General features: G+C 62.2%; 27 protein-coding genes, 1 other RNA gene and 1 riboswitch. Of the genes, 11 read left to right on the top strand and 17 right to left on the bottom strand.

What is annotated here, in order from left to right:
* Window positions 1-53: 53 nt before the first annotated feature.
* From D460_RS33195 to D460_RS0116505, 3 genes are all read right to left on the bottom strand, one after another.
* The gene (locus D460_RS33195) at window positions 54-395 is read right to left on the bottom strand and encodes a CopG family antitoxin (RefSeq protein ID WP_018899684.1); all 342 of its coding nucleotides are present in this window, start codon (window positions 393-395) and stop codon (window positions 54-56) included.
* A complete protein-coding gene (locus tag D460_RS0116510) occupies window positions 376-669 on the bottom strand; it encodes a BrnT family toxin (RefSeq protein WP_018899683.1) in 294 nt (97 codons plus the stop codon). Before D460_RS0116510 ends, D460_RS33195 begins: the two co-directional genes overlap by 20 nt.
* A 79-nt stretch (window positions 670-748) precedes the next feature.
* A complete protein-coding gene (locus D460_RS0116505) occupies window positions 749-2,539 on the bottom strand; it encodes an ABC transporter transmembrane domain-containing protein (RefSeq protein WP_018899682.1) in 1,791 nt (596 codons plus the stop codon).
* Between the two features lie 203 nt (window positions 2,540-2,742).
* Here D460_RS0116505 and rpmE point away from each other — a divergent pair, with 203 nt between their 5' ends.
* Entirely contained in the window at window positions 2,743-2,964 is a 222-nt protein-coding gene (rpmE, locus tag D460_RS0116500) for a 50S ribosomal protein L31 (protein WP_018899681.1), read from the top strand.
* 161 nt (window positions 2,965-3,125) lie between these two features.
* On the opposite strand, the gene D460_RS0116495 is transcribed toward rpmE, so the two are convergent.
* The 3 genes from D460_RS0116495 to D460_RS0116485 all read right to left on the bottom strand — a co-directional run bounded on the left by D460_RS0116495 (window position 3,126) and on the right by D460_RS0116485 (window position 5,548).
* The gene (locus D460_RS0116495; protein ID WP_026283232.1) at window positions 3,126-3,641 is read right to left on the bottom strand and encodes a DUF1465 family protein; all 516 of its coding nucleotides are present in this window, start codon (window positions 3,639-3,641) and stop codon (window positions 3,126-3,128) included.
* A gap of 380 nt (window positions 3,642-4,021) precedes the next feature.
* On the bottom strand, window positions 4,022-4,213 hold the full coding sequence (locus D460_RS0116490) for a DUF1192 domain-containing protein (RefSeq protein WP_018899679.1): 192 nt from the start codon (window positions 4,211-4,213) through the stop codon (window positions 4,022-4,024).
* Between the two features lie 57 nt (window positions 4,214-4,270).
* The gene (locus tag D460_RS0116485) at window positions 4,271-5,548 is read right to left on the bottom strand and encodes an MFS transporter (RefSeq protein WP_018899678.1); all 1,278 of its coding nucleotides are present in this window, start codon (window positions 5,546-5,548) and stop codon (window positions 4,271-4,273) included.
* Window positions 5,549-5,723: 175 nt separating this feature from the next.
* On the opposite strand from D460_RS0116485, the gene D460_RS36425 reads away from it, so the two are divergent.
* Entirely contained in the window at window positions 5,724-5,888 is a 165-nt protein-coding gene (locus tag D460_RS36425) for a hypothetical protein (protein ID WP_018899677.1), read from the top strand.
* 115 nt (window positions 5,889-6,003) lie between these two features.
* The gene (locus tag D460_RS0116475; protein WP_018899676.1) at window positions 6,004-6,402 is read left to right on the top strand and encodes a VOC family protein; all 399 of its coding nucleotides are present in this window, start codon (window positions 6,004-6,006) and stop codon (window positions 6,400-6,402) included.
* A 27-nt stretch (window positions 6,403-6,429) separates the two neighbouring features.
* Here D460_RS0116475 and D460_RS33190 read toward each other — a convergent pair whose 3' ends face one another.
* Window positions 6,430-6,873, bottom strand: coding sequence for a helix-turn-helix domain-containing protein (locus D460_RS33190; protein WP_018899675.1), 444 nt, complete (start codon window positions 6,871-6,873; stop codon window positions 6,430-6,432).
* A 156-nt stretch (window positions 6,874-7,029) separates the two neighbouring features.
* Between D460_RS33190 and D460_RS0116465 the strand changes: the two genes are divergently transcribed.
* Entirely contained in the window at window positions 7,030-8,832 is a 1,803-nt protein-coding gene (locus D460_RS0116465) for a chloride channel protein (protein WP_018899674.1), read from the top strand.
* Between the two features lie 54 nt (window positions 8,833-8,886).
* On the opposite strand, the gene D460_RS0116460 is transcribed toward D460_RS0116465, so the two are convergent.
* The 9 genes from D460_RS0116460 to tkt form a co-directional block, all read right to left on the bottom strand.
* Complete coding sequence (locus D460_RS0116460) at window positions 8,887-10,245, bottom strand: voltage-gated chloride channel family protein (protein WP_018899673.1); 1,359 nt, start codon at window positions 10,243-10,245, stop codon at window positions 8,887-8,889.
* 90 nt (window positions 10,246-10,335) lie between these two features.
* A riboswitch (Fluoride riboswitch) is annotated at window positions 10,336-10,416 on the bottom strand.
* A 71-nt stretch (window positions 10,417-10,487) separates the two neighbouring features.
* A complete protein-coding gene (locus D460_RS0116455; protein ID WP_018899672.1) occupies window positions 10,488-11,405 on the bottom strand; it encodes a PhzF family phenazine biosynthesis protein in 918 nt (305 codons plus the stop codon).
* Window positions 11,406-11,547: 142 nt separating this feature from the next.
* A complete protein-coding gene (locus D460_RS0116450; protein WP_018899671.1) occupies window positions 11,548-12,444 on the bottom strand; it encodes a fructose bisphosphate aldolase in 897 nt (298 codons plus the stop codon).
* Window positions 12,445-12,762: 318 nt separating this feature from the next.
* Window positions 12,763-13,965: a phosphoglycerate kinase gene (locus D460_RS0116445; protein WP_018899670.1), complete on the bottom strand. Its 1,203-nt coding sequence runs from the start codon at window positions 13,963-13,965 to the stop codon at window positions 12,763-12,765.
* A 72-nt stretch (window positions 13,966-14,037) separates the two neighbouring features.
* Window positions 14,038-15,888: a potassium/proton antiporter gene (locus tag D460_RS0116440; protein WP_018899669.1), complete on the bottom strand. Its 1,851-nt coding sequence runs from the start codon at window positions 15,886-15,888 to the stop codon at window positions 14,038-14,040.
* Window positions 15,889-16,207: 319 nt separating this feature from the next.
* Window positions 16,208-16,522 (bottom strand): hypothetical protein, encoded by a 315-nt coding sequence (locus D460_RS0116435; protein ID WP_018899668.1) that lies wholly within the window; start codon window positions 16,520-16,522, stop codon window positions 16,208-16,210.
* An 82-nt stretch (window positions 16,523-16,604) separates the two neighbouring features.
* Window positions 16,605-16,733 (bottom strand): hypothetical protein, encoded by a 129-nt coding sequence (locus D460_RS37085; protein ID WP_018899667.1) that lies wholly within the window; start codon window positions 16,731-16,733, stop codon window positions 16,605-16,607.
* 195 nt (window positions 16,734-16,928) lie between these two features.
* A complete protein-coding gene (gene gap, locus D460_RS0116425) occupies window positions 16,929-17,939 on the bottom strand; it encodes a type I glyceraldehyde-3-phosphate dehydrogenase (protein ID WP_018899666.1) in 1,011 nt (336 codons plus the stop codon).
* A gap of 72 nt (window positions 17,940-18,011) precedes the next feature.
* Window positions 18,012-19,985, bottom strand: a complete 1,974-nt coding sequence (tkt, locus tag D460_RS0116420) for a transketolase (RefSeq protein ID WP_026283231.1) — start codon at window positions 19,983-19,985, stop codon at window positions 18,012-18,014.
* A 360-nt stretch (window positions 19,986-20,345) separates the two neighbouring features.
* Between tkt and D460_RS0116415 the strand changes: the two genes are divergently transcribed.
* The 3 genes from D460_RS0116415 (at window position 20,346) to ssrS (ending at window position 21,260) form a co-directional block, all read left to right on the top strand.
* Window positions 20,346-20,621 (top strand): DUF4164 domain-containing protein, encoded by a 276-nt coding sequence (locus D460_RS0116415; protein WP_018899664.1) that lies wholly within the window; start codon window positions 20,346-20,348, stop codon window positions 20,619-20,621.
* Window positions 20,622-20,636: 15 nt separating this feature from the next.
* Window positions 20,637-21,014, top strand: a complete 378-nt coding sequence (gene zapA, locus D460_RS0116410) for a cell division protein ZapA (protein ID WP_018899663.1) — start codon at window positions 20,637-20,639, stop codon at window positions 21,012-21,014.
* An 87-nt stretch (window positions 21,015-21,101) separates the two neighbouring features.
* Window positions 21,102-21,260, top strand: a non-coding RNA gene (ssrS, locus tag D460_RS35175) — 6S RNA.
* A 58-nt stretch (window positions 21,261-21,318) separates the two neighbouring features.
* Here the strand turns inward: ssrS and D460_RS0116400 are convergent.
* The gene (locus D460_RS0116400) at window positions 21,319-21,777 is read right to left on the bottom strand and encodes a hypothetical protein (protein WP_018899662.1); all 459 of its coding nucleotides are present in this window, start codon (window positions 21,775-21,777) and stop codon (window positions 21,319-21,321) included.
* A 554-nt stretch (window positions 21,778-22,331) separates the two neighbouring features.
* Between D460_RS0116400 and D460_RS35170 the strand changes: the two genes are divergently transcribed.
* The 4 genes from D460_RS35170 (at window position 22,332) to D460_RS0116375 (ending at window position 26,769) form a co-directional block, all read left to right on the top strand.
* On the top strand, window positions 22,332-22,475 hold the full coding sequence (locus D460_RS35170) for a DUF1127 domain-containing protein (protein WP_018899661.1): 144 nt from the start codon (window positions 22,332-22,334) through the stop codon (window positions 22,473-22,475).
* A 177-nt stretch (window positions 22,476-22,652) separates the two neighbouring features.
* Window positions 22,653-23,240 (top strand): YigZ family protein, encoded by a 588-nt coding sequence (locus tag D460_RS0116385; RefSeq protein WP_026283228.1) that lies wholly within the window; start codon window positions 22,653-22,655, stop codon window positions 23,238-23,240.
* A 221-nt stretch (window positions 23,241-23,461) separates the two neighbouring features.
* The gene (gnd, locus tag D460_RS0116380; RefSeq protein WP_018899659.1) at window positions 23,462-24,481 is read left to right on the top strand and encodes a phosphogluconate dehydrogenase (NAD(+)-dependent, decarboxylating); all 1,020 of its coding nucleotides are present in this window, start codon (window positions 23,462-23,464) and stop codon (window positions 24,479-24,481) included.
* A gap of 134 nt (window positions 24,482-24,615) precedes the next feature.
* On the top strand, window positions 24,616-26,769 hold the full coding sequence (locus D460_RS0116375; protein ID WP_245267763.1) for a mechanosensitive ion channel family protein: 2,154 nt from the start codon (window positions 24,616-24,618) through the stop codon (window positions 26,767-26,769).
* Window positions 26,770-26,816 lie beyond the last annotated feature (47 nt).

The raw sequence follows: 26,816 nt of genomic DNA, 5'->3' as shown, positions 1-26,816 counted from the left end.
AGCCTAAAACAAAAAATTCAATTATTCCATCGGGATGTTTGCGCCGTCTTAGCTCAGGCGGCGGCGTCCGGGGCATCTTTGGTCGCGGCCGTGGATATGCCCGCCTTGAACGCATCGATTGCCTTTAGCGCCGCTTCTCTCGAGCTCAGGGGCGCGGACGAGAACAGGATTTTGCCGCTCGATTGCTTCACGTCGAAATGAAAGCGGTTTTGTGAGTCCTTCGTGATTACGAAGACGTAATCGTCCGCCGCCACATGTTCTGGCGGGATCTTCTCGAACAACATGTCACGACCGGTGGAGAGATCGAATTCGGTCAGGTCGGCATCGGCGACGAAATCCTCGGCCTGCCGGTCAGAGGTGAAACGTGGAAGCGGCTTAAGACTTTTGCTGTTCATAGTGCCTCACTTCCTTTGCGTGCATGTGGCGCGCGCTGATGGGACGCAGCAAAGTTACACCGTTTCTGACGCGCAGGCAAAAGACGACGAAGACGTAACGCCCGTGCTCATCCTTGCCGATCGCTCGCATCCTCGTTTCCAATCCGGGGTCGAAGGGATCGCCGAAGATGGTGACTGGGCGTTCGAACACGGATTCGATCGTCCGGATGGACAGGCCATGCCTGCCGCACTTCGGCCAGTTGCCATCATCCCAATCGAAGCCGTTGAACCGCATCACCCGCGCCCTGGATACGGTTCAACGGTATTGCAGCACCTTTGGGATTGCAATCCCTAGTGGAAGTACTGCCCCACCGTCACTTCACCGCAGCGAGAAGCTCCTCGGCACCAGCATCAAACTGCAGCCGGGCCAGTTTGGCGTAGATGCCGCCGTGGCGCACCAGGCTCTGGTGGGTGCCTTCCTCGACGACGCGGCCCTGGTCGAGGACCAGGATGCGGTCGGCCTTCAAGACGGTTGCCAGGCGGTGGGCGATGATCAGGGTGGTGCGGCCTTCCATGAGGCCATCAAGGGCGCGCTGCACGAGGGTTTCGCTTTCGGCATCGAGCGCCGAGGTGGCTTCGTCGAGCAGCAGGATCGGCGCGTTCTTGAGTATGGCGCGGGCGATGGCGATGCGCTGGCGCTGGCCGCCCGACAGCATGATGCCGCGTTCGCCGACCGTGGTGTCGTAGCCCTGCTCCAATCTTGCGATGAACTCGTCGGCCTGGGCGGCGATGGCGGCGGCGCGGACTTCCTCGCGCGTGGCGCTGGGGCGGCCGAAGGCGATGTTATCATGGATGGAGGCGGCGAAGATGGTGACGTCCTGGGGGACGATGGCGATGCGCTTGCGCAGGCCGTCGGTGTCGGCTTGGCGCGCGTCGACGCCATCGATCATGACGGCGCCCTGCTGCGGATCGTAGAAGCGTAGCAGCAGCGAGAAGATGGTGGTCTTGCCGGCGCCTGAGGGTCCGACGATGGCGACGGTCTCGCCCGGCTTGACCGCGAAGCTCAGGCCATGCAGCGCCGATGTATCGGGGCGCGAGGGGTAGGCGAAATGTACGTCTGTGAACTCGACGCGGCCGAGGCTCGGGTCGGGCAGGGCGATGGGGGATGCCGGGGTTACGATCGGGGAGACTTCGTCGAGCAGTTCGGTCAGGCGATCGGCGGCGCCGGCTGCCTGCGAGAGCTCGCCCCAGACTTCCGAGAGCGCGCCGAGCGAGCCGGCGGCGATGACGGAATAGAGCAGGAACTGGCCGAGCGTGCCGGCAGACAGCGTGCCTTCGAGCACATTGTGCGCGCCGACCCAAAGGACGGCGACGACGCTGCCGAAGATCAGCGTGATGGCGATGCCCGTCAGCAGCGAGCGCGAGCGGATGGCGGCACGGGCGGCGGTGAAGGCTGCTTCGACGGCTGCTCCATAGCGGCTTGCCGCTGCCGTTTCGCCACCGAAGGCCTGGACGGTGCGGGTGGCGGCGATGGTTTCGTTGGCGAAGGCGGATGCCTCGGCCAGCGTGTCCTGTGCCGCGCGCGAGCGCTTGCGCACCGAGCGGCCGAAGGCGACGAGCGGGAAGACGATAAGGGGTATGGCCAACAGCACGAGGCTGGCGAGCTTCGGCGAGGTGACGACCATCATGACGATGGCGCCGAGACACAGGATCATGTTGCGTAGCGCGACTGAGGCAGTGGCGCCGACGGCGGACTTGATCTGCGTGGTATCGGCCGTCAGACGCGAGACGATCTCGCCGGACTGGTTGACGTCGAAGAAGGAGGCGGACAACCGCGTCACATGCGCGAAGACGTCGCGGCGGAGATCCGAGACGATGCGCTCGCCGAGCGTGATGACAAAGAAGTATCGCAGCGCGCTCGATATGGCGAGAACGACCGCCATGACCATGAGCATGACGAAGTAGCTGTTGATGAAGCGGCCGTCGGAATGGCTGAAGCCATGGTCGATCATGCGGCGCACGGCAAGCGGCAGCGCTAACGAGGTGACGGCGGCAAGCGCCAGCGAGAAGAGGGCGCCGGTGACGAGGCCGCGATAACGCATGACGTAAGGCGTCAGTCTGCCGAGAGGTTTCAGCGAGCGGGACTTTTTCTTCTCGGTCTGCATTGCGTCTGTCAATTCAATCTCCAGCAGCCTTCAACACCGTGCAACACGGTCGATGGCTCTTGTTATCCTAATGGCCTTCATGTATAGGCACCGCATCCTAATGGGAAGCCGTAGCCAGTAGCGACTGCGGCTTCATTTATTCAATCGGTCCTCTTGTCGCAACGTGGTGCGTCAAATGGACGTGACATCGCAGGAAGATTGTTATGAAGGCTGAAATCCATCCCGCTTATCACACCATCAAGGTAGTGATGACCGACGGCACCGAATACGAAACCCGCTCGACCTGGGGTTCTGAAGGCGCTGTAATGAACCTCGAAATCGATTCCAAGTCGCACCCGGCCTGGACGGGCGGCAACCAGCAGCTCATGGACCGCGGTGGCCGCGTTTCCAAGTTCAACAAGCGTTTCGGCGGCCTCGGCCTCTAATCGCTGCTGTTGCACTGATTTCGAAGGAGCCCTGCGAAAGCGGGGCTTTTTTGCGTTTGGGCCATGCTTGAGCTGAACGCCGGTCAGCGGCTGAGGTCTGGACAACAAAAAACCGGCCGCGCAGGGAACGCAGCCGGTTTATGCAGTCTACTTTGAATGGATCAGTTGTTGCCGAAGGCCGTCTGCAGCAGGCTGAGCTGAGCCTGGACGCTGTTCTGGTTGTCGGGAACGATCGCTGCCTCGTTCGGGCGATAGATTTCGCGGTCGAGCAGGGCTACGCGGTTCTGCAGGCGCAGCGAGCGTTCGATCAGGTCGCGGAAGGCTTCAGGCAGGTCGCCCCAGCCAGGAGCGTTGCGGTCGACGTTGAAGCCGTCGAGGCGAACCTTGTTCTTTTCGGCCAGAACCTGATCGCGCGACATTTCGCCATTGTTGACGGCGCGCTGCAGGAGGAGCCAGGAGGCCATCTGCATCAGGCGGGTGGTGAGGCGCATGGATTCCGCTGCGTAGAGAACCGACGCCATGCGCGGCAGAACCTTGGATGCGGTGCGGCCATTGCCATCCAGATAGGCGGCGGTCTCTTCGACCAGCGACATGCCCTCGGAGTACAATGTCTTAAACTGCGACGATGCGGCAGCGCGTCCTGCAAAACTGATCGTGTTCAATCCAAGCTCTGACATTTAAAGGGTCCCTGTTGCACGCATCTACTTATTGATCAGGTAACGCAGGCCGGTCCCAAAAGGTTTCACCGGTCGGCCTTAATGACTTTAAAGATGGTAGTTTTAGCCTAATAGCGCAAGGCGTTTCTTAATAAAGGGTTAACTTCCACAGTTTCGTGGTTTTCGTCCCCAGCCAATGCGAAAAAGGAGAGCCGCAAAAGCGGCTCTCAAGGTAAAACAGGGAGAAAAATCAGACCAATTCACCGCATGGGAAACTGTCTGAGATCCAGAGCAAGTCCGGATGAGCACATCAATACATTAGAAAGCTTAACGCCTCATTAAGTGTGTGCCGAATTAACACTTGCGCGGCGGCTATAAATCAAATCCGGGGTTTTGCCGGCTCAGGATTTGAAGAGGTTTTCTGCGGCCAATCTTCCCGATGCCTTGCGCGCCGCTTCCTGCTCGATGCGCGAAATCTCGGCCTTGAGCATGTCGATACGCGCGTTCAGCTCGTCCACCGACATCATCGAGAGGTCCATCCCGATCTCGTGATTCGGTTTCTTCTGCGGCCGGTCGTCATCCATGAAGCTCATGTTCGGTCCTCCGTCCTCGTGTCGGCGGGCAAGCGCCCGGCCGTCTCCGCTTCAAGTCTATCGGGTTGCCGGCTCCATCGGCGGCTCGGGCGTCTTGTTCTGCCCGCGATCGGCAAGCGTCATGCCCTCCGGCGTCATCATCTGCGATGTGGCCGTCGGGATGGTGGTGAAGGCGTCGCGGTCGCTTGCCGGAATGGCGGCGCGCGCGCGGCTGCGGATGATCGCGTAAGCCGTGATCAGCACGTGGGCGAGTGCGGTCACCAGGAACAGTGCGTGCGGGCTTGCCATCGACATGACGGGGCCGCCGATCGTCGGGCCGATGATGGTGCCGATGCCGTAGAGCAGCAGCAGGCCGCCGGAGACCTTCACGAAGTCTTCCGAGGAGGCGTAGTCGTTGGCGTGGGCGACGGCGATCGGATAGAGGGTGTTGGCGACCGCGCCATAGAGCACCACGAGCGTGATGATGAAGGCGGGCGAGGAGGGGTGGAGGACGACGAGCATGAGACCGGCGAGCGCCGCGATCGCCGACATGGCGGCCAGCACGTAGCGGCGGTCGATGCGGTCGGAGAGGCGGCCGGCCGGTAGCTGCATGACCGCGCCGGCAAAGATGGTCGAGCTCATCATGATGGCGATTGAGGTATCCGACAGGCCGGCGCCGGCGCCGAAGACGGCGCCCAGCGTGCCATAGGCGCCATTGGCGATGCCAACCAGGAGAATGCCGAGGCAGGAGACCGGCGAATTGCGATAGAGCGCCTTGAGATCGAGTTTCACGGCCTTCAGCGGCTGCGGAGAGGCTGCAGTCGACAGCAGCGTCGGCAGCATGGCGATGCAATAGAAGATGCCGCAGATCATGAAGAGGATGGGCGTGCGGACGTCCTCAAGCGGGATCATCATCTGGCCGGCGACGACGCCGATCAGGGTGATGGCGATATAGAGCGAGAAGATCGCGCCGCGGCTTTCATTGGTGGCGCGTTCGTTCAGCCAGCTCTCGATGATCATCGAGGTGCCGGCCGTGGCAAAGCCGGTGACGGCGCGCAACAGCACCCACCAGACCGGATGAACGGCGATGCCGCTCACCAGCGCGATGATGGCAATGATCGAGATGAAGCCGGAGAAGGCGCGCACATGGCCGACGCGGCTGACCATCTTCGGCGCAACCAGGCAACCGATGACGAAGCCGGCGGCCCAGGATGTGCCGAGCAGGCCGAGCGTGGTGGTCGCATAACCTTCGAGATTGCCGCGGACGGGGAGGAGGATGCCTTGCAGGCCATTGCCCATGAACAGAAAGAGCGTGCCGAACAGAAGTGCGGCGACGGATAGAAGATTTCGTTTCATTGGCCCCCCATGCAACTCAGCTTACATGCACAAAGACATATGGCAGCACACGATGCTGCCCAGTCTTTGCAATGTTGATTGTCTCCCCGAATGCCTTTACGGCATGTTTAGAAGCAGTGGTTGCGCGAAATAATGTCCGTCCTGTGACATCAAGAACATATGGAAAAATAAAGACATGACGAAGCTGATCGCGCTTCTCCTGATGCTTGCGATGGTGGTGCACCTGATCAAGCCGCTTGGTCTGCCGGGCCTCAGGAAGCGTGCGGATTTCTGGAAGATCGCGCTGTTTGCCTTCGCGATATGGGCGGTTGCGCTGCTTGGGCGGGATCTGTTTGTTTAAGCGCAATTGGTTGTAGAGACGCCGGTCGCGGGAAGGGGGTTCCCCCTCAGATGGCGTCAGGCTGCTGTTTCGGCTATTGTGAGGGTTGCTTGGACGCTTCTTGGGGGGAGAGGACATGCTTGCCCTGCATCACGTGTCGATCATCACTGATGACCTGGAGACATCTCTTCCGTTTTACCGCGATGTCTTTGGTCTTTCCGAAATTCCTCGGCCGGACTTTCCTGTCGGAGGCGCATGGCTCGCCTGCGGCAGTCTGCAGGTCCATCTCGTCGTCCATCCCGAGGGCACCTTTCGGCAACGGCCGGTCATCGATCGCAACGACTGGCACTTCGCATTTCGGACCGATGACTTCGAGGGCGTTCTCGAACGCTTAGCCGCGTTAGGCTTTAGCGCGGACCTGCCTGAAGGCGATCCCAAGCACATGCTGGTTTTCCGCACCGGGCCGGCCGGGTTCCCGCAGCTTTATCTTCGCGATCCTGATCTCAACATCGTCGAGATCAACGGAGCGCCCTGAAGGGCTGTCCGAGGCGTCGTCGACATCTTATGCCGACCACGGGTCATCCGGCAGTGGCGTTTCCTGCTGGATGCTCTGTAGGATGCCGATCAGGCGCGGTGCCATTTCGCGGATTTCCTTGAGGTGGATGGTCGTCAGCTGTTTGAGGACGGCTTCGGCCTGGTCCGTCAGGATGAGCGTCTGGCGGCGGCGGTCGTTGGGGTCGGGGCGGCGGCTGACGTAGCCGGCTGCCTCCAGACGGCCCACCAGTTCGGTGGCGGTATGCGGCGCGATGATCAGTCGCTCTGCCAGTAGGCCGACGGTCATCGGATCGGGGGCGCGGTGCCCCTTGATGGCGAGCAGCGCCTGATGCTGCTGCGCGGGCAGGCCAGCTTCGAGCGCGGCCGAGGCGCTGAAATCCATGAAACGGCGCAGCGTGTGGCGAAGGTTCGCGAGAGCTTCGTAATCCTCGTCCGACAGATCGTCCCGCATCGCCACATCCTTCCGTCAACGCCCATGAAAGTCACGGCGATCTGTAGCCGTTATCGCCGCCATCCGCAAAGGCCGCGGCGCGAGAGGCAGCTCTCTTGATTTATATCGTAATACGATATATTTGAGCGCGCAGATAAAAACCAGACAGGATCGACCATGCCCCCAAAATCTCTTCCTCCCGATACATCCCCCAATGCCGCTTCCCTGCTGCCGCGCCGCGCGGCGGGCGATTTCACCACTGACAAGCGCGTTCTGGCGCTGATCGCGATGGCCGTCGTCGTCGGCACCGGCGGCGCCTTCGCGGCGTGGCTACTGGTCAGCCTGATCTCGCTCGTCTCCAATATCGTCTGGTTCGGAAAGTTCAGCCTCGTTGCCGAGAGCGTCGCGCATGCGCGTCCGTCGCTGTGGATGCTTGTGGTGCCTGTCATCGGCGGGCTGATCATCGGGCTGATGGCGCGCTTCGGCTCGGAGAAGATCAGGGGACACGGCATCCCTGAGGCCATCGAGGCGATCCTGATCGGCGGAAGCCGGATGTCGCCGAAGGTGGCCGTGCTCAAGCCGCTATCGTCGGCGATCTCGATCGGCACCGGTGGTCCGTTCGGGGCGGAAGGGCCGATCATCATGACCGGTGGCGCGATCGGTTCGCTGTTTGCGCAGTGCTTCGAGATGAGCTCGGCGGAGCGCAAGTCTCTGCTGGTGGCGGGGGCTGCCGCCGGCATGACCGCGATCTTCGGCACCCCGATCGCGGCACTTCTCCTGGCGGTCGAACTGCTTCTGTTCGAATGGAAGCCGAGGAGCTTTATTCCGGTTGCCGTGGCTGCCTGCGTGTCGGCTTGCTGGCGGCCGTTTCTGTTCGGCGCCGGTCCGCTGTTTCCCGCGCATTTCGACATGAGCCTGCCTTGGTGGGGGATCGCGCTCTGCGCCGGGCTTGGCATTCTCACCGGCTTCGCGTCCGGTCTTCTGACCGTGCTCCTCTACAAGGTCGAGGACCTGTTCGAGGCCTTGCCTGTTCACTGGATGTGGTGCCCGGCGATCGGTGGTCTGTTTATCGGGCTCGGCGGGCTGATCGAGCCGCGCGCGCTCGGTGTCGGCTACGACATCATCGAGGATCTGCTGCACAGCAACGTCCTTCCGGCCGCCGTCCTCACCATCCTCGCCGTGAAGGTGGCGATCTGGCTGATCGCGCTCTCCTCCGGCACCTCTGGCGGCGTGCTGGCGCCGCTGCTCATCTTCGGCGGGGCTATCGGCTGGCTGGCCGGGTTGTTTCTGCCTGGGGATCAGGGCTTCTGGGCGCTGATCGGCATGGCCGCGATGATGGGTGGCACGATGCGTGCACCGCTGACTGGGACGTTCTTCGCGGTGGAACTGACGGGAGACCTCTCGGCGCTTCTGCCGCTGCTTGCCGCCACGGTGTCGGCCTATGCGGTGACGGTGCTCGTGCTCCGGCGCTCGATCCTCACGGAAAAGATCGCCCGGCGCGGCCAGCACATCACGCGCGAATACGGCATCGACCCGTTCGAGTTGACACGCGCCCGTGACATCATGATCGTGGATGTCGACGTGCTTTCTGCCGGGCAGACCGTGGGTGAGGTGAAGACCTTCTTCGAGACGGCCGAGAAGACGCATCGCGTCTATCCCGTCGTCGACGAACAGCGGGTGCTGCTCGGCCTGGTGTCACGTGCCGATGTGCTGCGGTGGCATCAGGCGGCCGTGGCAAATGATGTCAGCATTGTCGACGCGGTGTCGAATTCCAAGATCGCCTATGCGCTTGCGGATGATACGGTCGGGCATGTCACGGACATCATGCTGAACTCGGGTGAGGGACGCATCCCCGTCATCGATCCGCAGACGAAGCGGCTGGTCGGGCTGATCGCGCGCAAGGATCTGCTGCATTTGCGGCATTCCTTCAAGACAAGTGAGACCGAGCGCCGGCCTTATCTGTTTTCAAGTGCTGCCTAGGCCGATGCAGAACAAGTCGCCCGCCGCGTTCTCGTGGCGGGCGTTTTCATTTTCTTACTTCTCGGCACCTTCGACAGCCGGCACCTTCCGCTCCCTGATATGGCGGAGCGAGACGCCTGAGGGGATGGAGCCCATGGCGCGGCGTTTCGGGACGCCGAGGCGTTGGGCGAGATAGATGCTCGAATGGCCGCTGCAGAGATAGGCGAGGAAGCAGGCGACCGCGAGGTAGACGGCGTGGGTGGCGCCGAAGAGCTCGATGCCCATGATCATGCAGGCAAGCGGCGTGTTGGTGGCGCCGGCAAAGATCGCCACGAAGCCGAGACCGGCGAAGAGATCGGGCGGCGCGCCGAAGAGCGCTGCCAACGCATTGCCGAGTGCGGCGCCGATGAAGAAGAGCGGCGTGACCTCGCCGCCCTTGAAGCCGGCGCTGAGCGTGACGATGGTGAAGAGCGCTTTCCACAGCCAACTCCAGTAATCGACGGCGCCGGGTGCGAAGAAGCCCGCGATCGTCGGGTCGGCTGGATCGGGCGACCAGACGCCGAGGCCGAGATAGGCGCGGGTGCCCAGCAGATGGACGAGGCCGATCAGGATCAGCCCGGCCAGAACGGGGCGCAGCGGGGCGTAGGGCAGGAGCTTCTTGAACAGTGCCGAGGCTGCGTGGGAGAGTTCCGCGAAGGATTTCGCCGCGAGCCCGAAGATGACGCCGGCAATGGCGACCTTCGAGAGCAGGATCGCATCGAGGTGGAAGACATTGGCGGGCGCGTCGGCGAGATAGGCGATGTGGTAATGCGTGTGCTCGATGCCCCAGGCATGGCAGGCCCAGTCGCCGGTGACTGCTGCCATCAAGCAGGGGATGAGGGCTTCGTACTGCATGCGGCCGATGGTCAGCACTTCGAGCGCGAATATGGCGCCGGCGATCGGCGTGCCGAATACCGCGCCGAAACCGGCCGCGACGCCGCCCATGAGCAAGATTTTCACGTCGGCGGGCGACAGGCGGAAAAGTTTCGCCACGGCGCTGGCGATGCTGCCTCCAAGCTGCACCGCCGTGCCCTCGCGGCCGGCCGAGCCGCCGAAGAGATGGGTGGCGATGGTGGAGACGAGGATGAGCGGGGCCATGCGCAGGGGAACGCCGGCGCCGGGTTCGTGGATCTGGTCGACGATCAGGTTGTTGCCGCCCTCGGCGGACTTTCCGAATGTCTGGTAGATCAACACCATGAGGAAGCCGGCGGCAGGCAGGCCGTAGAGCAGCCAGGGATGATCGAAGCGGCTCCTGGTCGCAAGATCAAGCGCCCAGAGGAAGAATGCGCAGAGCGAGCCGACGACAGCTGCCATCGGAACGATGACGGCGATCCATTTGCCGATATCGCGAAGCTGGCGCAGGCGAATGCCGAAAATGTCGGAAAAGGCGATCATTGTGCTGCCCCCTGATGATGGGCGGTATCGCCAGCGATGTGTGATGGAATGAAGACTTCGAACATGACTCTACCCTTTCGCGCGATGGCAAATGAAGTAGGAGTCATCGGCTTCGTCGGGGAAGCGGTTCAGCCTTTTCTGGCCTCGGCAGAATCCATTACCGATAGCCAGTTTGATATCGCTTGCGCCGGATTGCTGTCAAGCGCGCCGGCGAGCGGATCCGTCCTGTTCAAGCGGGGCGATCAGCAGTCGATTACGCCGCGCATGACCTCGACGCAGGCGCCCGAGATCGCAACGTCGGTGACCACGCCGCCGGTCTTCGTCACCTCGATGCCGATGAGGCTGCGGCGGCCCATTTCGACGCCCTGCTCGATGGTCAGCGATACCGTCATGTCGGGTTCCGGCTCCAGCGAGACTAGGTAGGCGCCGAGGGCTGCCGAGGCGCTGCCGGTGGCGGGGTCTTCGGGAACATTGTCGAGCGGGGCGAACATGCGGGCGCGGATATGCCAGGGCTTGTCGGCCGTGCGGACATAGACGAAGAGCGAGAAGTCGTGGTTGCCCTCAAGCGTCGGGCCGGCGGCATCGCGGAAGTAAGCGAGATTGGGGCGGGCTCGGGCGAGCGTGTCGAGATCGGCGAGTTCGGCGACGACGAAGCTCAGGCCGACTGATGTCGTCAGCGGCTGATGGATGCGGGTGCTGACCTCTGTGCTGTCGATGGCGATGCAGCGGGAGATGGTGTCTACAGCGACAGTCGAGCCAGTCGATAGGGGCTTCGGCGCGCGGATCGCGGTCGAGGTCACGCGGTCTTCTTCGCGGCGCACGTCGACGGTAACCACCCCGGCCTTCTCCTCGAAGCGCATGACGTCGCCGACCGGTTGGCCGAAGATGTCGTCGAGGTTGCCGAGCACATAGGCGGTGCCGACATTGGGGTGGCCGGCGAAGGGCACTTCCGTGGTCGGCGTGAAGATGCGCACGCGGGCCGTATTCTCGGGGTTTTCTGGCGGCAGCACGAAGGTCACTTCCGAATAGCCGAACTCGGCGGCGATCTTCTGCATTTGATCATCGGAGAGGCCGCGGGCATCCGTCATCACAGCCAGCGGATTGCCTTCGAAGCGGGTGGAAGTGAAGACATCGACGGTGGTGAAGGAAACGGCGGTCATTGCGTGCTCCGATGGTTCAGGAGCGCAATCAGTAGCTATCGCTGCCGCTTGGCAGAAGGGGAATTCTTGTCGCCGTGACAATCAATCGGCAACAAAAAACCGGCCGCCAGAGGCAGCCGGTTTGTAGAGATAGGCGGGCGGATCAGGCCTTGTTGACGCTGGCCGCGTAGATCTCGTTGATCGTTTCGGCGAGGCTCGTGTCGAACTCCGCATCGCTCATCGAAACGCGCAGGTTTTCGGTCAGCGCGCGCGAGAAGCTGGCGATCATACCATGGTTGTGGCTGAGCTTTTCGCAGGCATCGACGCGGCTGTAGCCGCCGGAGAGTGCTACAACGCGCACGACCTGCTTGTGGGCGATCAGCGGCGCGTAGAAATCGGGAACCGTCGGGATCGTCAGTTTCAGCACCACCTTTTCGCTCGCCGGCAGAAGGTCGAGCTGATTTGCGATCTCGTCGCGCAGGATGGCCTCGGCCTCCTGCTTCGTCGGGCTCTTGATCGAGACTTCAGGCTCGACGATCGGAACGAGGCCGTTGCCGATGATCTGGCGGGCCACTTCGAACTGCTGCTTGACGACGGCTGCGATGCCCGCCTTGTCGGCATTGGCGATCACCGAGCGCATCTTGGTGCCGAAAATTCCCTTGTCGCGGCCGCGCGCCAGGAGCGTGTCGAGATCGGGCATCGGCTTCATGACCTGGACGCCGTTTTCCTCGGCAGCAAGGCCCTTGTCGACTTTGAGAAGTGGCACGACGCCGCGCTTTTCCCAGAGATAGGAGGGAACCGGCTGGCCATCGACGTCGCCGTCCATGGTGCGCTCGAAGAGGATGGCGGCGATGATCTTGTCGCCGGTGAAGGCGGGCGCGCTCATGATGCGAACGCGCATGGCGTGCATCAGGCGGAACATTTCCTCATCGCCCTGGTAATCGCTGTCGGCAATGCCGTAGAGGCGCAACGCTCCGGGTGTCGAACCACCGCTCTGGTCCAGCGCTGCAATGAATCCTGGCGCCGAGCTGATCTTGTTCAACATCTTCGCGTCCACCATAGGTCACTCCTTCCCACAAACCGGCGCCTCGCGCGCGGATTTTCTTCTATCTCGAAACCGATCGGCAACGCCCGATCGATCAATCAACGGATCGACATTTGAAAAATGTCAGGTCCCTACACGCTGTCGAAGCACTGGATCTGCGATATCAGAAGAATTTTAAAAGGAAAATCCTGGGTTAAGCTATTGAAACGATTGAAATCATTTCAAACGTTTGAAAGTTAAGGCTTATTCTAGCATCAACTAAAAGACCGCGAAAGCGCTTGCTTTCGCGGTCTCATATCAAACGGTGCAAACAGGCCAAAAGCCCGGTTTGACTTACTTGGCCTTGGTCAGAACCTCGACGCCAGGAAGGACCTTGCCTTCCATCCATTCGAGGAATGCGCCGCCCGCGGTCGAGACGTAGGTGAAGTCATCGGCAACGCCGGCATGGTTCAACGCCGAGACGGTATCGCCGCCACCGGCGACCGAGGTGAGCTTGCCGGCCTTGGTGCGCTCTGCCGCATATTGCGCGGCGGCAACGGTTGCCTTGTCGAAGGGCTCGATTTCGAAGGCGCCGAGCGGGCCGTTCCAGACCAGCGTGTTGGCGCGTTCGATCCAGGCCTTCACGGCTTCGACCGACTTCGGGCCGACGTCGAGCATCATGGCGTCATCGGGGATGGCGTCGATGGCGACGATCTCGTTGGCGGCACCGGCCTTGAACTCGCGGGCGACGACGCCGTCTTCGGGCAGAACGATCGCGCAGCCGGCCGTTGCGGCTTCGATCATGATCTGGCGGGCGGTGTCGGCGAGGTCATGCTCGCACAGCGACTTGCCGACGCTGGTGCCGCGCGCGGCGATGAAGGTGTTGGCCATGCCGCCGCCGATGACGAGGGCGTCGACCTTCTTCACGAGGTTCATGAGGAGGTCGATCTTGGTCGAGACCTTGGCGCCGCCGACGATGGCAACAACGGGACGGACCGGCTGGCCGAGGCCCTTTTCCAGCGCTTCCAGTTCAGCCTGCATGGTGCGGCCGGCGTAAGCGGGAAGGTGACGAGCGAGGCCTTCGGTCGAGGCATGGGCGCGGTGCGCGGCCGAGAAGGCGTCGTTGACGTAGATGTCGCCATTGGCGACCAGCGCCTTGACGAAGTCGGGGTCGTTCTTTTCTTCGCCCTTGTGGAAGCGGGTGTTTTCGAGAAGCAGGATATCGCCGTCCTTCATGGCGGCCACGGCGCCGGCGGCGACTTCGCCGATGACGTCGGTCGCCGTCTGCACGGGATGATCGAGAACGGCCTCAACCGAAGGGGCGATCAGGGTCAGCGACAGGTCCGGCGAGGGGCCATCCTTGGGGCGGCCGAAGTGCGCGAGAAGGATAACCTTGGCACCCTTCTTGGAGAGTTCCTTGATGGTCGGGGCGACGCGCTCGATGCGGGTCACGTCCGTCACCTTGCCGTCCTTTACCGGGACGTTGAGGTCGACGCGGACGAGAACGCGCTTTCCGGCAATGTCGTTAAGATCGTCGAGTGTCTTGAAGGAAGGCATTGGGAAATCCGTTCGTTTATTGCCTGAAAAGATGCGGGGACCATAGCAAGGATCATCGCGGACGCAAGGCGTTCAGCGCGGGTTTTCGTCGGCTTTTCCACCCGCCGCGGCGGCTGCCGCCTCCTTGTTCTTGCGGCTCTTGAAGCGGTCATGCACGCGGTCGATGATATCGCGCATGTTGATGAAGATCGGCAGCGTCACGGCCGGCTCGACGGCCTCCAGCGACATGCCGATCGCGCTGATATGATCGTGGTCGTCGAGGTCGCGGACGATGAGGATGATGGAGCCGAGGCGCACGCGGTCCGCATATTCCGCCTTGCCGCCGAGGCGCTGCTTCATCAGCTCGGCGATGGTCAGACCCTTCTCGTTTTCGTTCAGCAGACCGGGGCCATAGGCGGCGTCGAGATCGGTCGCCGGGCGGCTGGGGGAAAGGGCGAAGGCGCCGAAGAAATCGGTGTCGTCTTCCTCCACCGGCACGCGGCTTGCGAACAGCTTGTCGAGCAGGCGCGAGTAGGAGGGAACGATGAAGAGGTAGACCAGATCGTTCTCGCGCAGGCGGCCGGCATATTGATAGCGCATCGACTTGCCGTCGCGGATGACGAGCGAGGGTGTCGCCCAGCGCGGAATGCGCTCGCCGCGCAGCACGGGGCTGTCCTTGACGACGCGATAGGAGAGGAGCTCGTGGTTGGCCGCGCCCGGCAGGTCGACCTCCACCTTGTCGACGGCGCCGATGCGCGGCGGAATGATCAGGCCGAGCTTCTTGGCGACCGGCTTGATGGTCCAGCCCTGCAGCAGCAGCGAGACGAGCACGATGATGAAGGCGGTGTTGAAATAGACCTGGCCGTTTTCCAGCCCGCCGAGGATCGGCATGATGGCAAGCAGGATGGAGACGGCGCCACGCAGGCCGACCCAAGCGACGAAGCCGATCTCCTGCTGCGTGTAGTCGAAGGGCAGCAGCGACAGCCAGATCGCCAGCGGCCGGGCGATGAAGATCAGGAAAAGCGCGAGCAGCACCGCGGGGATGGCGATCGCGCCGAACTGCGACGGCGTCGCCAGAAGGCCGAGCACCAGGAACATGATGATCTGCGCCAGCCAGGTCATGCCGTCCTGGAAGCGCTTGATTGAGGCATAGCCGGGCAGCTTGCGGTTGCCAGCATAGATGCCGGCGACGTAGACCGCGAGGAAGCCACTGCCGCCGACGGCGCCGGTGAACGAGAAGACCAGGAGCGCCAGCGCCAGAACGAAGATCGGCGTCAGGCCGCGATCGGTCTCCAGCCTGCCGACGATCAGCACGATCATCATGCCGCCGAGCAGGCCGAGGATGACGCCGAGGCCCATCTGCTGCACGAACATGGCGAGCATGCCGATGTTGATGCCGTGATAGCGCTCGCCCGATGCCAGGACTTCGACGAGCGCGATGGTCAGAAAGATCGCCATCGGGTCGTTGGTGCCGGATTCGACTTCGAGCGTTGAGCGCACCTTGTCGCGGATGTTGATGCCGCCGATGCGCAGCAGGAAGAAGACGGCCGCGGCGTCGGTGGAGGCGACGATCGAGCCGAGCAGCATGCCCTCGAGCCAGGTGAAGTTCAAAAGCCACATGGCAGCGACGGCAAACAGGGATGCTGTCATCAGCACGCCGACCGAAGCCAGCGTTATCGAGGGGACGGCGGCGAGCTTGAAGGCCTGCACCGGCGTGCCGAAGCCGGAATCGAAGAGGATGATCGCAAGGGCGATCGAGCCGAGGATGTAGGCGAGGTAGTTGTTGGTGAATTCGATGCCGAGGCCGTCGCTGCCGGCAAGCAGGCCGATACCGAGGAAAAGCAGCAGAAGGGGGGCGCCGAAGCGGAAGGCGAGCAGGCTGGAAAAAGCCGCAAGAAGCACGAGCGCCGTCGATACCAGTACGACGATGTAGAATGCTTCCATGCCCGAACCCCTTTATGCAAATATCAATCGCCGCAGTGTCGCCCCCCGTCGCATGCGGCTGTCTAAAACTATGGTATCGCGCCTCCAGTTCCGGTCCGATGCCTGCCAGTAAACGGCAAAATCCGAACGAAGGGTAGACCTAAAGGGCTATCCTTGCGCTTTGCTGCATCATGCTGCTGAGTGGTTCGCCCGACGGCAAATCAAATGAACGGTTGGAGAGTGATCCTGAGTAAAGTGTAGGATCAAATCAGGCGAGAGCAGGGCAGAAATCGCTGCCCTGTCCTTTTCTTGGACAATCGTCGCGTATTTCTCTTTGGCCTTACGCCTCGTCGTCGCTGTCGTCTTCATCCGCGTCCGAGATCGGGATGAGGAAGACGACGAATTCGTCGTCGATGGTCCGCGAGGGGTCGTCGTCGAACTCATACGCGTGCTCGACTTCGCTTGCCTCATCAGGCGTCGCCTTGCGAAGGGTGAGCGGCGTCTTGCCGTCCCATACCGGCTCGCCTTCCGTCTCGAGCACCGTCAGATCCTCGCGGAAATCCTCGGCCTCAATGAAGTGCTGGGCGTCTTCGGCGTTTTCCGAGCGGAAACTCGCGATGGCTTTGCCTGATATCTCGATGGTGAAGTAGTCCATTGAATTCTCTTTCGTTTCTCGGTTTCCCGACACTATTGCGTTCGTTCACGCCACGCCAGCCCCGTCGCCGGCATGCGTGCAATTATCGCGGTCCCATCAATCGCGAGGAGGAGGCCAGCAGCGGCTGACCCTTGGCAAGCTGCTTGGAGCCGCCGCCGACGACGGTCAGGCTGAGCACGCCGGCGATCATGAGGAGTAGGATTGCCAACATCAGCATTCTCATGGGTAATCCGCCTGTTGCAGGTCCGGTGTCTCGTTGCGCGACCGCGTTGCAGCTTGCGGCCGAATTTACCGCATCCTGCCGGATGCGGGCAAGCGCGTTCGACCGTCGCGGCTCGCCCTTAGTCTAGCAAACGAAAAGCGGCCCGGTTTCCCGAGCCGCTTTCCGAAATCGATATCGCCGACCTTAGATGGTCTTGGCGAAGGCGACGGCCGTGTCGGACATGCGGCTGGAGAAGCCCCATTCGTTGTCGTACCAGGTGAGGATACGAACGAAGTTGCCTTCCATGACCTTGGTCTGGTCGGTCGCGAAGATCGACGAGTGGCTGTCGTGGTTGAAGTCGCGCGACACCAGCGGCTCGTCGGTGAAGCCGAGGATGCCCTTCAGCTTGCCGTTGGCGGCAGACTTGATGGCTTCGTTGATTTCGGCAACCGAGGTGGCCTTCTTGGCGACGAACTTGAAGTCGACGACCGAGACGTTCGGGGTCGGAACGCGGATCGAGGTGCCGTCGAGCTTGCCCTTCAGGTGCGGCAGAACCAGGCCAACGGCCTTGGCAGCGCCGGTCGAGGTCGGGATCATGGACAGGGCTGCGGCGCGGGCGCGGTACAGGTCCTTGTGCATGGTGTCGAGCGTCGGCTGGTCACCCGTGTAGGAGTGGATCGTGGTCATGAAGCCATGATCGATGCCGACGGCGTCGTCGAGAACCTTGACGACCGGCACGAGGCAGTTCGTCGTGCAGGATGCGTTGGAGATGACCAGGTGTTCCTTGGTCAGCTGATCGTGGTTGACGCCGAAGACGACGGTCAGGTCGGCACCATCGGCAGGCGCCGAAACGATGACGCGCTTGGCGCCAGCCGTCAGGTGGGCGGCAGCCTTGTCGCGCGAGGTGAAGATGCCCGTGCATTCCATGGCGATATCGACGCCGAGTTCGCCGTGCGGCAGCTGTGCCGGGTCGCGAACGGCGGTGACCTTGATCGGCTTGCCGCCGCCAACGGTGATCGTGTCGCCTTCGACCTTTACTTCGGCCGGGAACTTGCCGTGGATCGAGTCGTAACGCAGCAGGTGCGCGTTGGTCTCGACCGGGCCGAGGTCGTTGATGGCAACGACTTCGATGTCCGTGCGGCCGGATTCAACGATGGCGCGGAGAACATTGCGGCCGATACGACCGAAGCCGTTAATGGCAACCTTTACAGTCATGTGTGTCTCTCCCGAGAGTAGGGCTTGGTTTATAAGCAAAGAGGAGCGCCCTGAGGCGCTCCTTGTATCAGATCAAAGCTTGGCTTCAACTGCGGCGACGACGGCTTCCGTCGTGATGCCGAACTTCTTGAAGACATCCTTGGCAGGACCCGAAGCGCCGAAGCCCTTCATGCCGATGAAGGTGCCTTCCGGTCCGATGAACGCATCCCAGCCTTCGCGGACGGCGGCTTCGACGGCGATCTTGATCGGCGACTTGCCGAGGATTTCGGCGCGGTAGGCATCCGGCTGCTCGAAGAACAGTTCGGTCGAGGGGACCGAGACGACGCGGACGGTAACGCCCTTTTCTTCAAGCGTCTTGCGGGCGGCAACCGCCAGCTCGACTTCGGAGCCCGAAGCGAAGATCGTCACCTTGGCATCGGCATTGCCTGCCAGCGTGTAGGCGCCGAGTTCGCAGAGGTTCTTCTCGCTGTACTCGGTACGAACCGTGGTGAGGTTCTGGCGGGTGAGCGCCAGGCCCGACGGACGGTCCTTGGTGTTCAGCGCGATCTGCCAGCACTCGGCGGTTTCGACTGCGTCGGCCGGGCGGAACATCATGAGGTTCGGGATGGCGCGCAGCGAGGCCATCTGCTCGACCGGCTGGTGGGTCGGGCCGTCTTCGCCAACGCCGATCGAGTCGTGCGTGAGAACGTGGACGACGCGGATGCCCATCAGCGAAGCGAGGCGGATCGGAGGACGGCAGTAATCCGAGAAGATCATGAAGCCGCCGCCGTAGGGGATCAGGCCGCCGTGCAGCGCGATACCGTTCATGGCAGACGCCATGCCGTGCTCGCGGATGCCCCAGTGCATGTAACGACCGGCGAAGTCCGTCGGCGTGATCGAATGCATCTGGCTGGTCTTGGTGTTGTTCGACGGCGTCAGGTCGGCGGAGCCGCCGATCGTCTCGGGCAGGAAGCCGTTGATGACTTCAAGCGCGTCTTCGGAAGCCTTGCGGGTTGCAACGGTCGGCTTGGTCTCGGCGAGCTTCTTCTTGTAGTCGCTGATGGCGGCGTCGAAGCCCTCAGGCAGGTCGCCCGCGAAGCGGCGGGTAAACTCGGCCTTGGTCGCTGCCTTTTCGAGGCGGCCTTCCCATGCCTTGACGGCTTCAGCCGAACGGGTGCCGGCGGCGCGCCAATCGGAGAGAACGTCGTTCGGGATGACGAAGGGTGCGTATTCCCAGTTCAGTGCCTTGCGGGTGGCTGCGATTTCCTCGGCGCCGAGCGGCGAACCGTGAACCTTGTGGCTGCCCTGCTTGTTCGGAGCGCCGAAGCCGATCACCGTCTTGCAAGCGATGAAGGTCGGCTTGTCGGACTTGTGGGCTTCTTCGATGGCAGCGGCAATCGCAGCCTGGTCGTGGCCGTCGACTTCGATCGTGTGCCAGTGAACAGCCTTGAAGCGCATGATCTGGTCGGTCGAATCCGAGAGCGAGACAGCGCCGTCGATGGTGATCGAGTTGTTGTCCCAGAAGAGGATGAGCTTGTTGAGCTTCAGGTGGCCGGCGAGCGCGATGGCTTCATGGCTGATGCCTTCCATCAGGCAGCCGTCGCCGTTGATCACGTAGGTGTAGTGATCCTGCAGGTCGGCGCCGAATTCCTCGCGCAGCTTGCGTTCGGCAATCGCCATGCCGACGGCATTGGCAATGCCCTGGCCGAGCGGGCCGGTGGTGGTTTCGATGCCCGTGGCATGGCCGTATTCCGGGTGGCCGGCGGTCTTGGAGCCGAGCTGGCGGAACTGCTGGAGGTCATCGACCGACATGTCGGGGTAGCCGGTTAGATAAAGCAGCGAGTAGAGCAGCATCGAGCCGTGGCCGGCCGACAGCACGAAGCGGTCGCGGTCTGGCCAATGCGGCTTCAACGGGTCGAACTTCAGATACTTCGAGAACAGGACGGTGGCGACATCGGCCATACCCATCGGCATGCCCGGATGGCCGGAATTCGCCTTCTCGACTGCATCCATTGAGAGGAAACGGATCGCGTTTGCCATCCGGTCGTGTTGTTCAGGAGAAATCATCGCTATTCCGCTTGTTCCGGGGTGTCGGGGGATGGCCTCAAGCCTGCGGAGACCATCAATGAGAGCGGGTGCACAAATAGCAGTTGGAGCAGGCAAGTCAATAAATCGAAGCCCTATTAGAGAGCTCGGAATGACGATTTTTGACATTTGACCAACGATTTTAACAAAAGTTGACAGGCGTGTGACAGAGGCGCCGAGGAGGCTGTCGACAGAGTTGCCGATTTCAGTCATCCACAACTAGCTCGCCTGCCGCCTTCCAGCCTTTATTGACGGGCAGTTGGCGAGCTGCATATCCTTTTGAAAACATCGCGTCGGGCCTCAATACCGATTCGCGGGTCTTGCGCGGGGAACCGGAAAGACATGACATCCACAGGCAACAGCATCGATGCAGCGCTCCTCGAGCTCCGGCAGGCGATTTCGGCGCTCGACAGCGCCGTCGACGCCCGGATCGAGCGGCAGCGCGAGACCGGCGAGATCGAGGGCGAGGTTCGCCGCGTGCATGCCGATCGCTCCAAGCTGGCGCAGGAGCTCGACCAGGCGGAGTTCCGCGCGAACCGGCTGGAAGAGGTCAATCGCGAGGTCTCGCGTCGTCTGGTGACGGCGATGGAGACGATCCGCGCGGTTCTCGACCGCTAATAAAGGGCTTAGGACATGGCGCAGGTAACGGTAACGATCGACGGCAAGGCCTATCGCATGGCCTGCGAAGAGGGGCAGGAAGATCACCTGACCGATCTCGCCACCCGTTTCGACCGCTATGTCGGCCATCTCAAGGATCAGTTCGGCGAAATCGGCGATCTCAGGATCACCGTCATGGCCGGCATCATGATCATGGACGAGATCTCGGAGCTGACGCGGCGCGTCGCCAGCCTGGAAGATGAACTTAACAGCCTGCGCAGCAACCGCGACACGGTGCTCGCCGCAACCAGCCGCACCGAAGAGAGCATCGCGGCTGCCATCGTCGAGGTCAGCAGCCAGCTGCGCGGGATCACCGACAAGCTGAACGGCCGGGCGCCAGCGGCTCTGAACTGAAGCGGGCTCAACTGAAGCGCTTGAATTAAATCCGGGACGCCCGCGTCAGCCTCTGGCGCGCGTCATGGATCGGTCTTATATAGCAGTTGCGATCTGCGCCTCTCGACAGGAACCACAATCCCTGGGGCCATACTCGATCCAAAGGGAGCTGTCCCTGGCCAGGCCCGTGGGCTTGGACATATGGCGCCCACCTACGTTTGTAGGCACCCAGGATCGTAAACCTCCATCGGTTGCCGCGGATCGCACTCTCTTCCTTCTCATCTCCGGCAATCGTATCGCGCTTCGAGCGTCCTGATATCAGGCGCTATTCGGCGCCGTTTTCCTTCATGCAGGTCGTCAGCGCGGCAAATGCCTCCTCTGTGCCGGTCAGCGGCAGGATGACGTCGATGCCGTTGGCGGTGACGGTCAACTCCTTGCCCGTGGTCAAGGCGGTGACGGCCTCGGCATCGTTCGGAACGTCGATCGTCACGGTCTTGTCGCTGTCGGCGGTCGACGAGAAATCCGCGGCGGTCGCCCCATCCACCGACCATGTCCCGTTGACGCGCTCATCCTTGGTGATCGCGAAGGCGTCGGCATTGGCAAACAGCGCCAGCTTGTCGCCGACGGCGAGGTAGCCGATGCCGGTGTGGTTGTTCTGTGCAAGGCAGCCAATGAACGTGTCGCCATCCGTCATCGGGGTGACGCCGAAATCGGCGGCGCGGGTGGCGGCGACCGAGAGCAGGGTGGTCGTTACGAGCGTGGCCGCGGCGAGGATATGCTTCATGTGACGTCCTTGTTACGCGGGTGCTGGCACGGCCGCCTGATGTCGCGCATTCGATCCCGCCGGCGCGCTTCTACTGCCGTATGCCGGGTTTGCTGGCAATGGGGTCGTGGGCTGTCGGCGGCGAAAAACTGGCGTGTCGCGAGTGTTTACGGGCTATCCGGCGCGGTGTCGCAGGCTTGCCAATAAAGCATGCGCTCAGTGCACGGGATGCGTTTCGGGTCTTTCTCACGCAGGAATTGCTGATTTTTCGAAGCCTGGAGCCGATATCGGCCGATTAAAACGGTTAAAACACTTTAACGATTGTGGTTGAGCCAATTGCCATATCGCAAATTCGGGCGAAATAGCCACAAAACGGCGCTTTACTAAAACGTTTACGGCTTTTTTGAGGGCAAAAATATTAAGCAGCACGGTTTTAGTTATGCACTTGGTGCATGGGTGTTCTGATGCTTTAGCGCTGTTCGTTGTCGGCCTTCATGCATATATTCGCATCAACAGAGAGACACGGGCAGCAAGCACGCTGCCAAGCGCTGAAAGCCCTAGGAAAGGGGATCATCATGAACGTAGCACGCTCCTTCAATAACTGGCGCAAGTATCGTCAGACCGTTAGCGAACTTGGCCGCATGTCCAACCGTGCGCTGAACGACCTCGGTATCGACCGCTCCGAGATCCAGCGCGTTGCTCGCGACGCCACTCGCTAACAAGCGATCGCTGCTCTCTATGAGCATATAGATTTCAAACGCCCGTTGCTTCCAGCTGCGGGCGTTTTGCTTTTGTGGCCTTTGATTTGCGAGCGGGGCTGGGATTTGCGAGCGGGGCTGGGGCTTCAAGCCGGTTTTGCTTGCGAAGCGCGCGGTGCTGGCGATATGGCAATGGCCATGTTTTCACTCACCCGCACCGAGACCCTGGAGCAGATCGTCAAGAAGAGCCGGTTTCTGGCGGTCGCCGCACCGATCGGCGCCGAAGACGATGCCCGGGCGTTTCTGGCCGCGCACGGCGATCCCGCCGCCAATCACAATTGCTGGGCATGGCGGATCGGCCAGAACTATCGCTTCAACGATGATGGCGAGCCGAACGGCACCGCCGGCAAGCCGATCCTGCAGGCGATCGACGGGCAGTCGCTCGACCGGGTTGCGGTCGTCGTCACCCGCTGGTTCGGCGGCGTGCTGCTTGGAACCGGCGGCCTGATCCGCGCCTATGGCGGCACCGCTGCCGCGTGCCTCAGGGCCGCGGCGACGGTTGAGCTGGTCGCGACCATCGAGGCCGAGATCGCAGTGAACTTCTCGGATCTGGCTTTGGTGAAGGCGCGGCTTGCGGGCTCGGCCGGCGTGCGCGTCGTGGCAGAGGTGTTCGTCGATGCGGGTGCGTTGTTGACGCTTTCCGTGCCGGAAGCCGTGTTCTCCGACACCGCGCGGATGCTCAGCGATGCCACCAGCGGGCGCGTTATTCTTGCGGTGCAGCAATGAGCCGCAGCCTTATTGGCGGTTTGCGGTTGACATTCGAAATATTTTTTTAGTTTTCAGATTCGGCGGAAGGCCTTGCGGGCTCGCGGTTCTCGCGTTCATCGGAGCCAGATGCGGTGCCGTTCCCGCTATTGTGACGGAGACTTCGCTTGCGTGCTGCAGTGCGAGTGATAGGTATTCGCGCATAATATCGATTAGATTCTCAATTCTCAGGAGATTATGAGATGCAGCTTGGCATGGTTGGCTTGGGCCGTATGGGCAGCTTCATGGTCCAGCGCTTGATGCGTGATGGCCATGAATGCGTGGTCTATGATGCGAAGACGGAAAGCGTGAACGATCTGGTCGGCAAGGGCGCCATCGGCAGCGCCTCGCTGGAAGAGTTCGTTTCCAAGCTTTCGCGCCCGCGCGCCGTGTGGCTGATGCTGCCGGCGGCCATCACCGACAAGGTGATCGCACAGATCACGCCGCTGCTCGACAGCGACGATATCATCATCGATGGCGGCAACTCCTATTATCACGACGACATTCGCCGTGGCGGCGAGCTGATCACCAAGGGCCTGCACTATGTCGACGTCGGCACCAGCGGCGGCGTGTTCGGTCTCGAGCGCGGCTATTGCCTGATGATCGGCGGCGAAAAGGCCGTGGTCGAATCGCTGTCGCCGATCTTCAAGTCGCTGGCGCCCGGCGTCGGCAATGTGGTTCCCTCGGCGCATCGCCCCGATCAGGCCGGCAGCACGGCCGAGCAGGGCTATCTGCATTGCGGCCCGCACGGCGCCGGCCACTTCGTCAAGATGGTGCACAACGGCATCGAATACGGCCTGATGGCGGCTTACGCCGAAGGCTTCAACATCCTGAAGCGCGCCAATATCGGTGCCGATAATCATGAAGTCGACGCCGAGACGGCGCCGATAGCGCATCCTGAGCACTACCAGTATGACTTCAACCTGCAGGATGTCGCCGAAGTGTGGCGTCGCGGCAGCGTCATCACCTCCTGGCTGCTCGACCTGACCTCGGATGCGCTGCATGCCGATCCCGCGCTCGGCGCCTATGCCGGCCGCGTTTCGGATTCGGGCGAAGGCCGCTGGACGATCATGGCCGCCATCGACGAAAGCGTTCCGACGCCGGTTCTGAGCGCTGCGCTCTACAGCCGCTTCTCGTCGCGCGACAATGACGAGTTCGCCAACAAGGTGCTCTCGGCCATGCGCGCCGGCTTCGGCGGCCACGTCGAAAAACCGAAGGCGTAAACCATTCAGCAATAATGGTTATCCAAGCCCGCGCAGCCACAAGCTGCGCGGGCTTTTCTTTCCCGCGCTTCAATATAAGCTACGCTATATATATTGGAGGGGCTGGCATGGGTCTGGGGTTTGGTGCGCGCGTCATGAAGCGGCTTCTGCCGCTCCTTGCATTTGGCATGATCGTTTCGAGTGCCGCGGCACAAACGCCAGCGGCAACACCCAGCCCGACACCGGCAGCGCCACCGCCCACCGAGGTGCGGCAGATGCTGCAGCTCATGGAAACGCCCGCCGTCAAGCAGTGGATGGCGACGCAGGCGCAGACGCAAAGCCCGACAGGACAGGCCCCGGCGGCAGCGCAGCCGGCGAGCACCCCGGCACAACCGGCAGCACCTAGCGGCGAGATGTCCGGCGAGCAGATGTCGGTGCTTTCCGATTTTCTCGGCCACGCGCGCCGTCACTTCGATCTCGTCTCCGGTGCAGCGATGACGCTGCCCGATGAAGTCGAGAACGCATCGGAGATCGTCGAGCGCGAGGTGCAGCCGAGTGGCTGGGCATTCGTGACCATCGAGCTGCTGGCACTGTTCCTGGCCGGGGTGGTGGCGGAACTCCTGTTCCGGATGATCGTGCCGCGCCCGCGCGTCAAACTCGAGGATGGCGCCGTCGTCACGGTCGCACACCATGCGGCGAACAATCTGAGCTACCGTATTGTGCCTGCGCTGGTGTTCTGTGTCGCGACGCTCGTACCGCTTGTACTCTTCAACTGGCCGCCGATCACGCAATCGCTGGCGATCGCTGTTGCCATCGCACTGATCGTCTCGCGCGTCACCATTTCGGTCGGCCGTCTCATCGTGGCGCTGGTGACGCTGCCGCATGTCGGCGGTGAAAGGGACGTCTCGCGCGTCACCGCGATGTTCTGGTTCAAGCGCAGCTGCGTGTTCATCATCTATTTCGTGTTCGGCTGGGTGCTGATCCAGCTGATGGCGCCGCTCGGTTTCTCGCCGGGGTCGCGCTATCTCGTCGGCTATACGCTCGGGCTCGGGCTGCTCGCCATCGCAACCGAAGCCGTGTGGTCGCGCCCGGCGGAGGAGGGGCAGAAGAGCACGACGGCCTCCTGGATGCTGACCATCTATTTCGCAGCGCTCTGGCTGCTGTGGGTGGCGGGCTTCAATCTCATCCTGTGGATCGGCATCTATCTCGTGGCGTTGCCGCGCGTTCTACGCGTCTCAACACTCGCCGTGCGGGCGCTGCACAAGGCCGAGGCCGGGTTCCTTGCCAAGAAGCGGATCGCGGCGGTGCTGCTTGATCGCGGCGTGCGCGCAGTCATCATCACCATCGCGGCCCTCTGGCTCGGCCGCATTCTCGGCTTCGCGGCCGAACGGATGGCGGCGGGCGAGACGATGATCGACCGGATCGTGCGCGGCTCGGTCGGCGGTATCGTCATCCTGCTTGCCGCCGATCTGCTCTGGCACCTCGCGCGCGCCTATATCAACGGCAGGCTGGAGGACTCGCCTCTCGAAGGCTCGATCAACGATGAGGAGAAGGCAAGGCGGGCGCGGCTGCAGACGCTGCTGCCGATCTTCCGCAACATCCTCGCGGTCGTCATCGCCGTGATTGCCGTGCTGATGGTGCTCTCCGGCCTCGGCGTCGAGATCGGGCCGCTGATTGCGGGCGCCGGTGTTGTCGGCGTCGCGGTCGGCTTCGGGGCGCAGACCATCGTCAAGGATGTCATCAGCGGCATGTTCTACCTCTGGGACGATGCCTTCCGTGTCGGCGAGTATATCGAGAGCGGCAGCCACAAGGGCGTGGTCGAGGCCTTCAGCCTGCGATCCGTGAGGCTGCGCCATCATCGCGGGCCGTTGACAACGGTGCCGTTCGGCGAACTCGGGGCGGTCAAGAACCTCAACCGCGACTGGACGATCGACAAGATCACGCTGAACGTCACCTACGACACCGATCTCGTGCTGGCGAAGAAGGTCATCAAGCAGATCGGCCAGAAGCTGCTCGAAAACCCCGATTACGCGCCCCACATCATCGAGACGATGAAGATGAAGGGCGTCGAGCAATTTGGCGAGTTCGCGATCGTCATCCGCCTGGCGATGATGACGAAGCCCGGCGAGCAATTCGTCATCCGCCGCAACGCGCTGGCGATGATCCGCACGGCCTTCAAGGAAAACGGCATCGAATTCGCCGTGCCGACGCTACAGGTATCCAGCGAGACGCATGATGCCGACGCCAGTGCCGCGGCTGCGCGCTATGCCGCGCAGAGGAACAACCAGGGCGCGGAGCCGGCGGCTTAGCCGGCATACCGGCATCCCCGGATGCCGGTATTGGCGCATCGAAGGCT

Origin of the sequence: Rhizobium sp. 2MFCol3.1 (genome assembly GCF_000377565.1) — a bacterium.
Lineage (GTDB): Bacteria > Pseudomonadota > Alphaproteobacteria > Rhizobiales > Rhizobiaceae > Rhizobium.
Note: the sequence above shows the minus strand (reverse complement) of the source record. Positions and strands in the feature narration are given on the sequence as shown.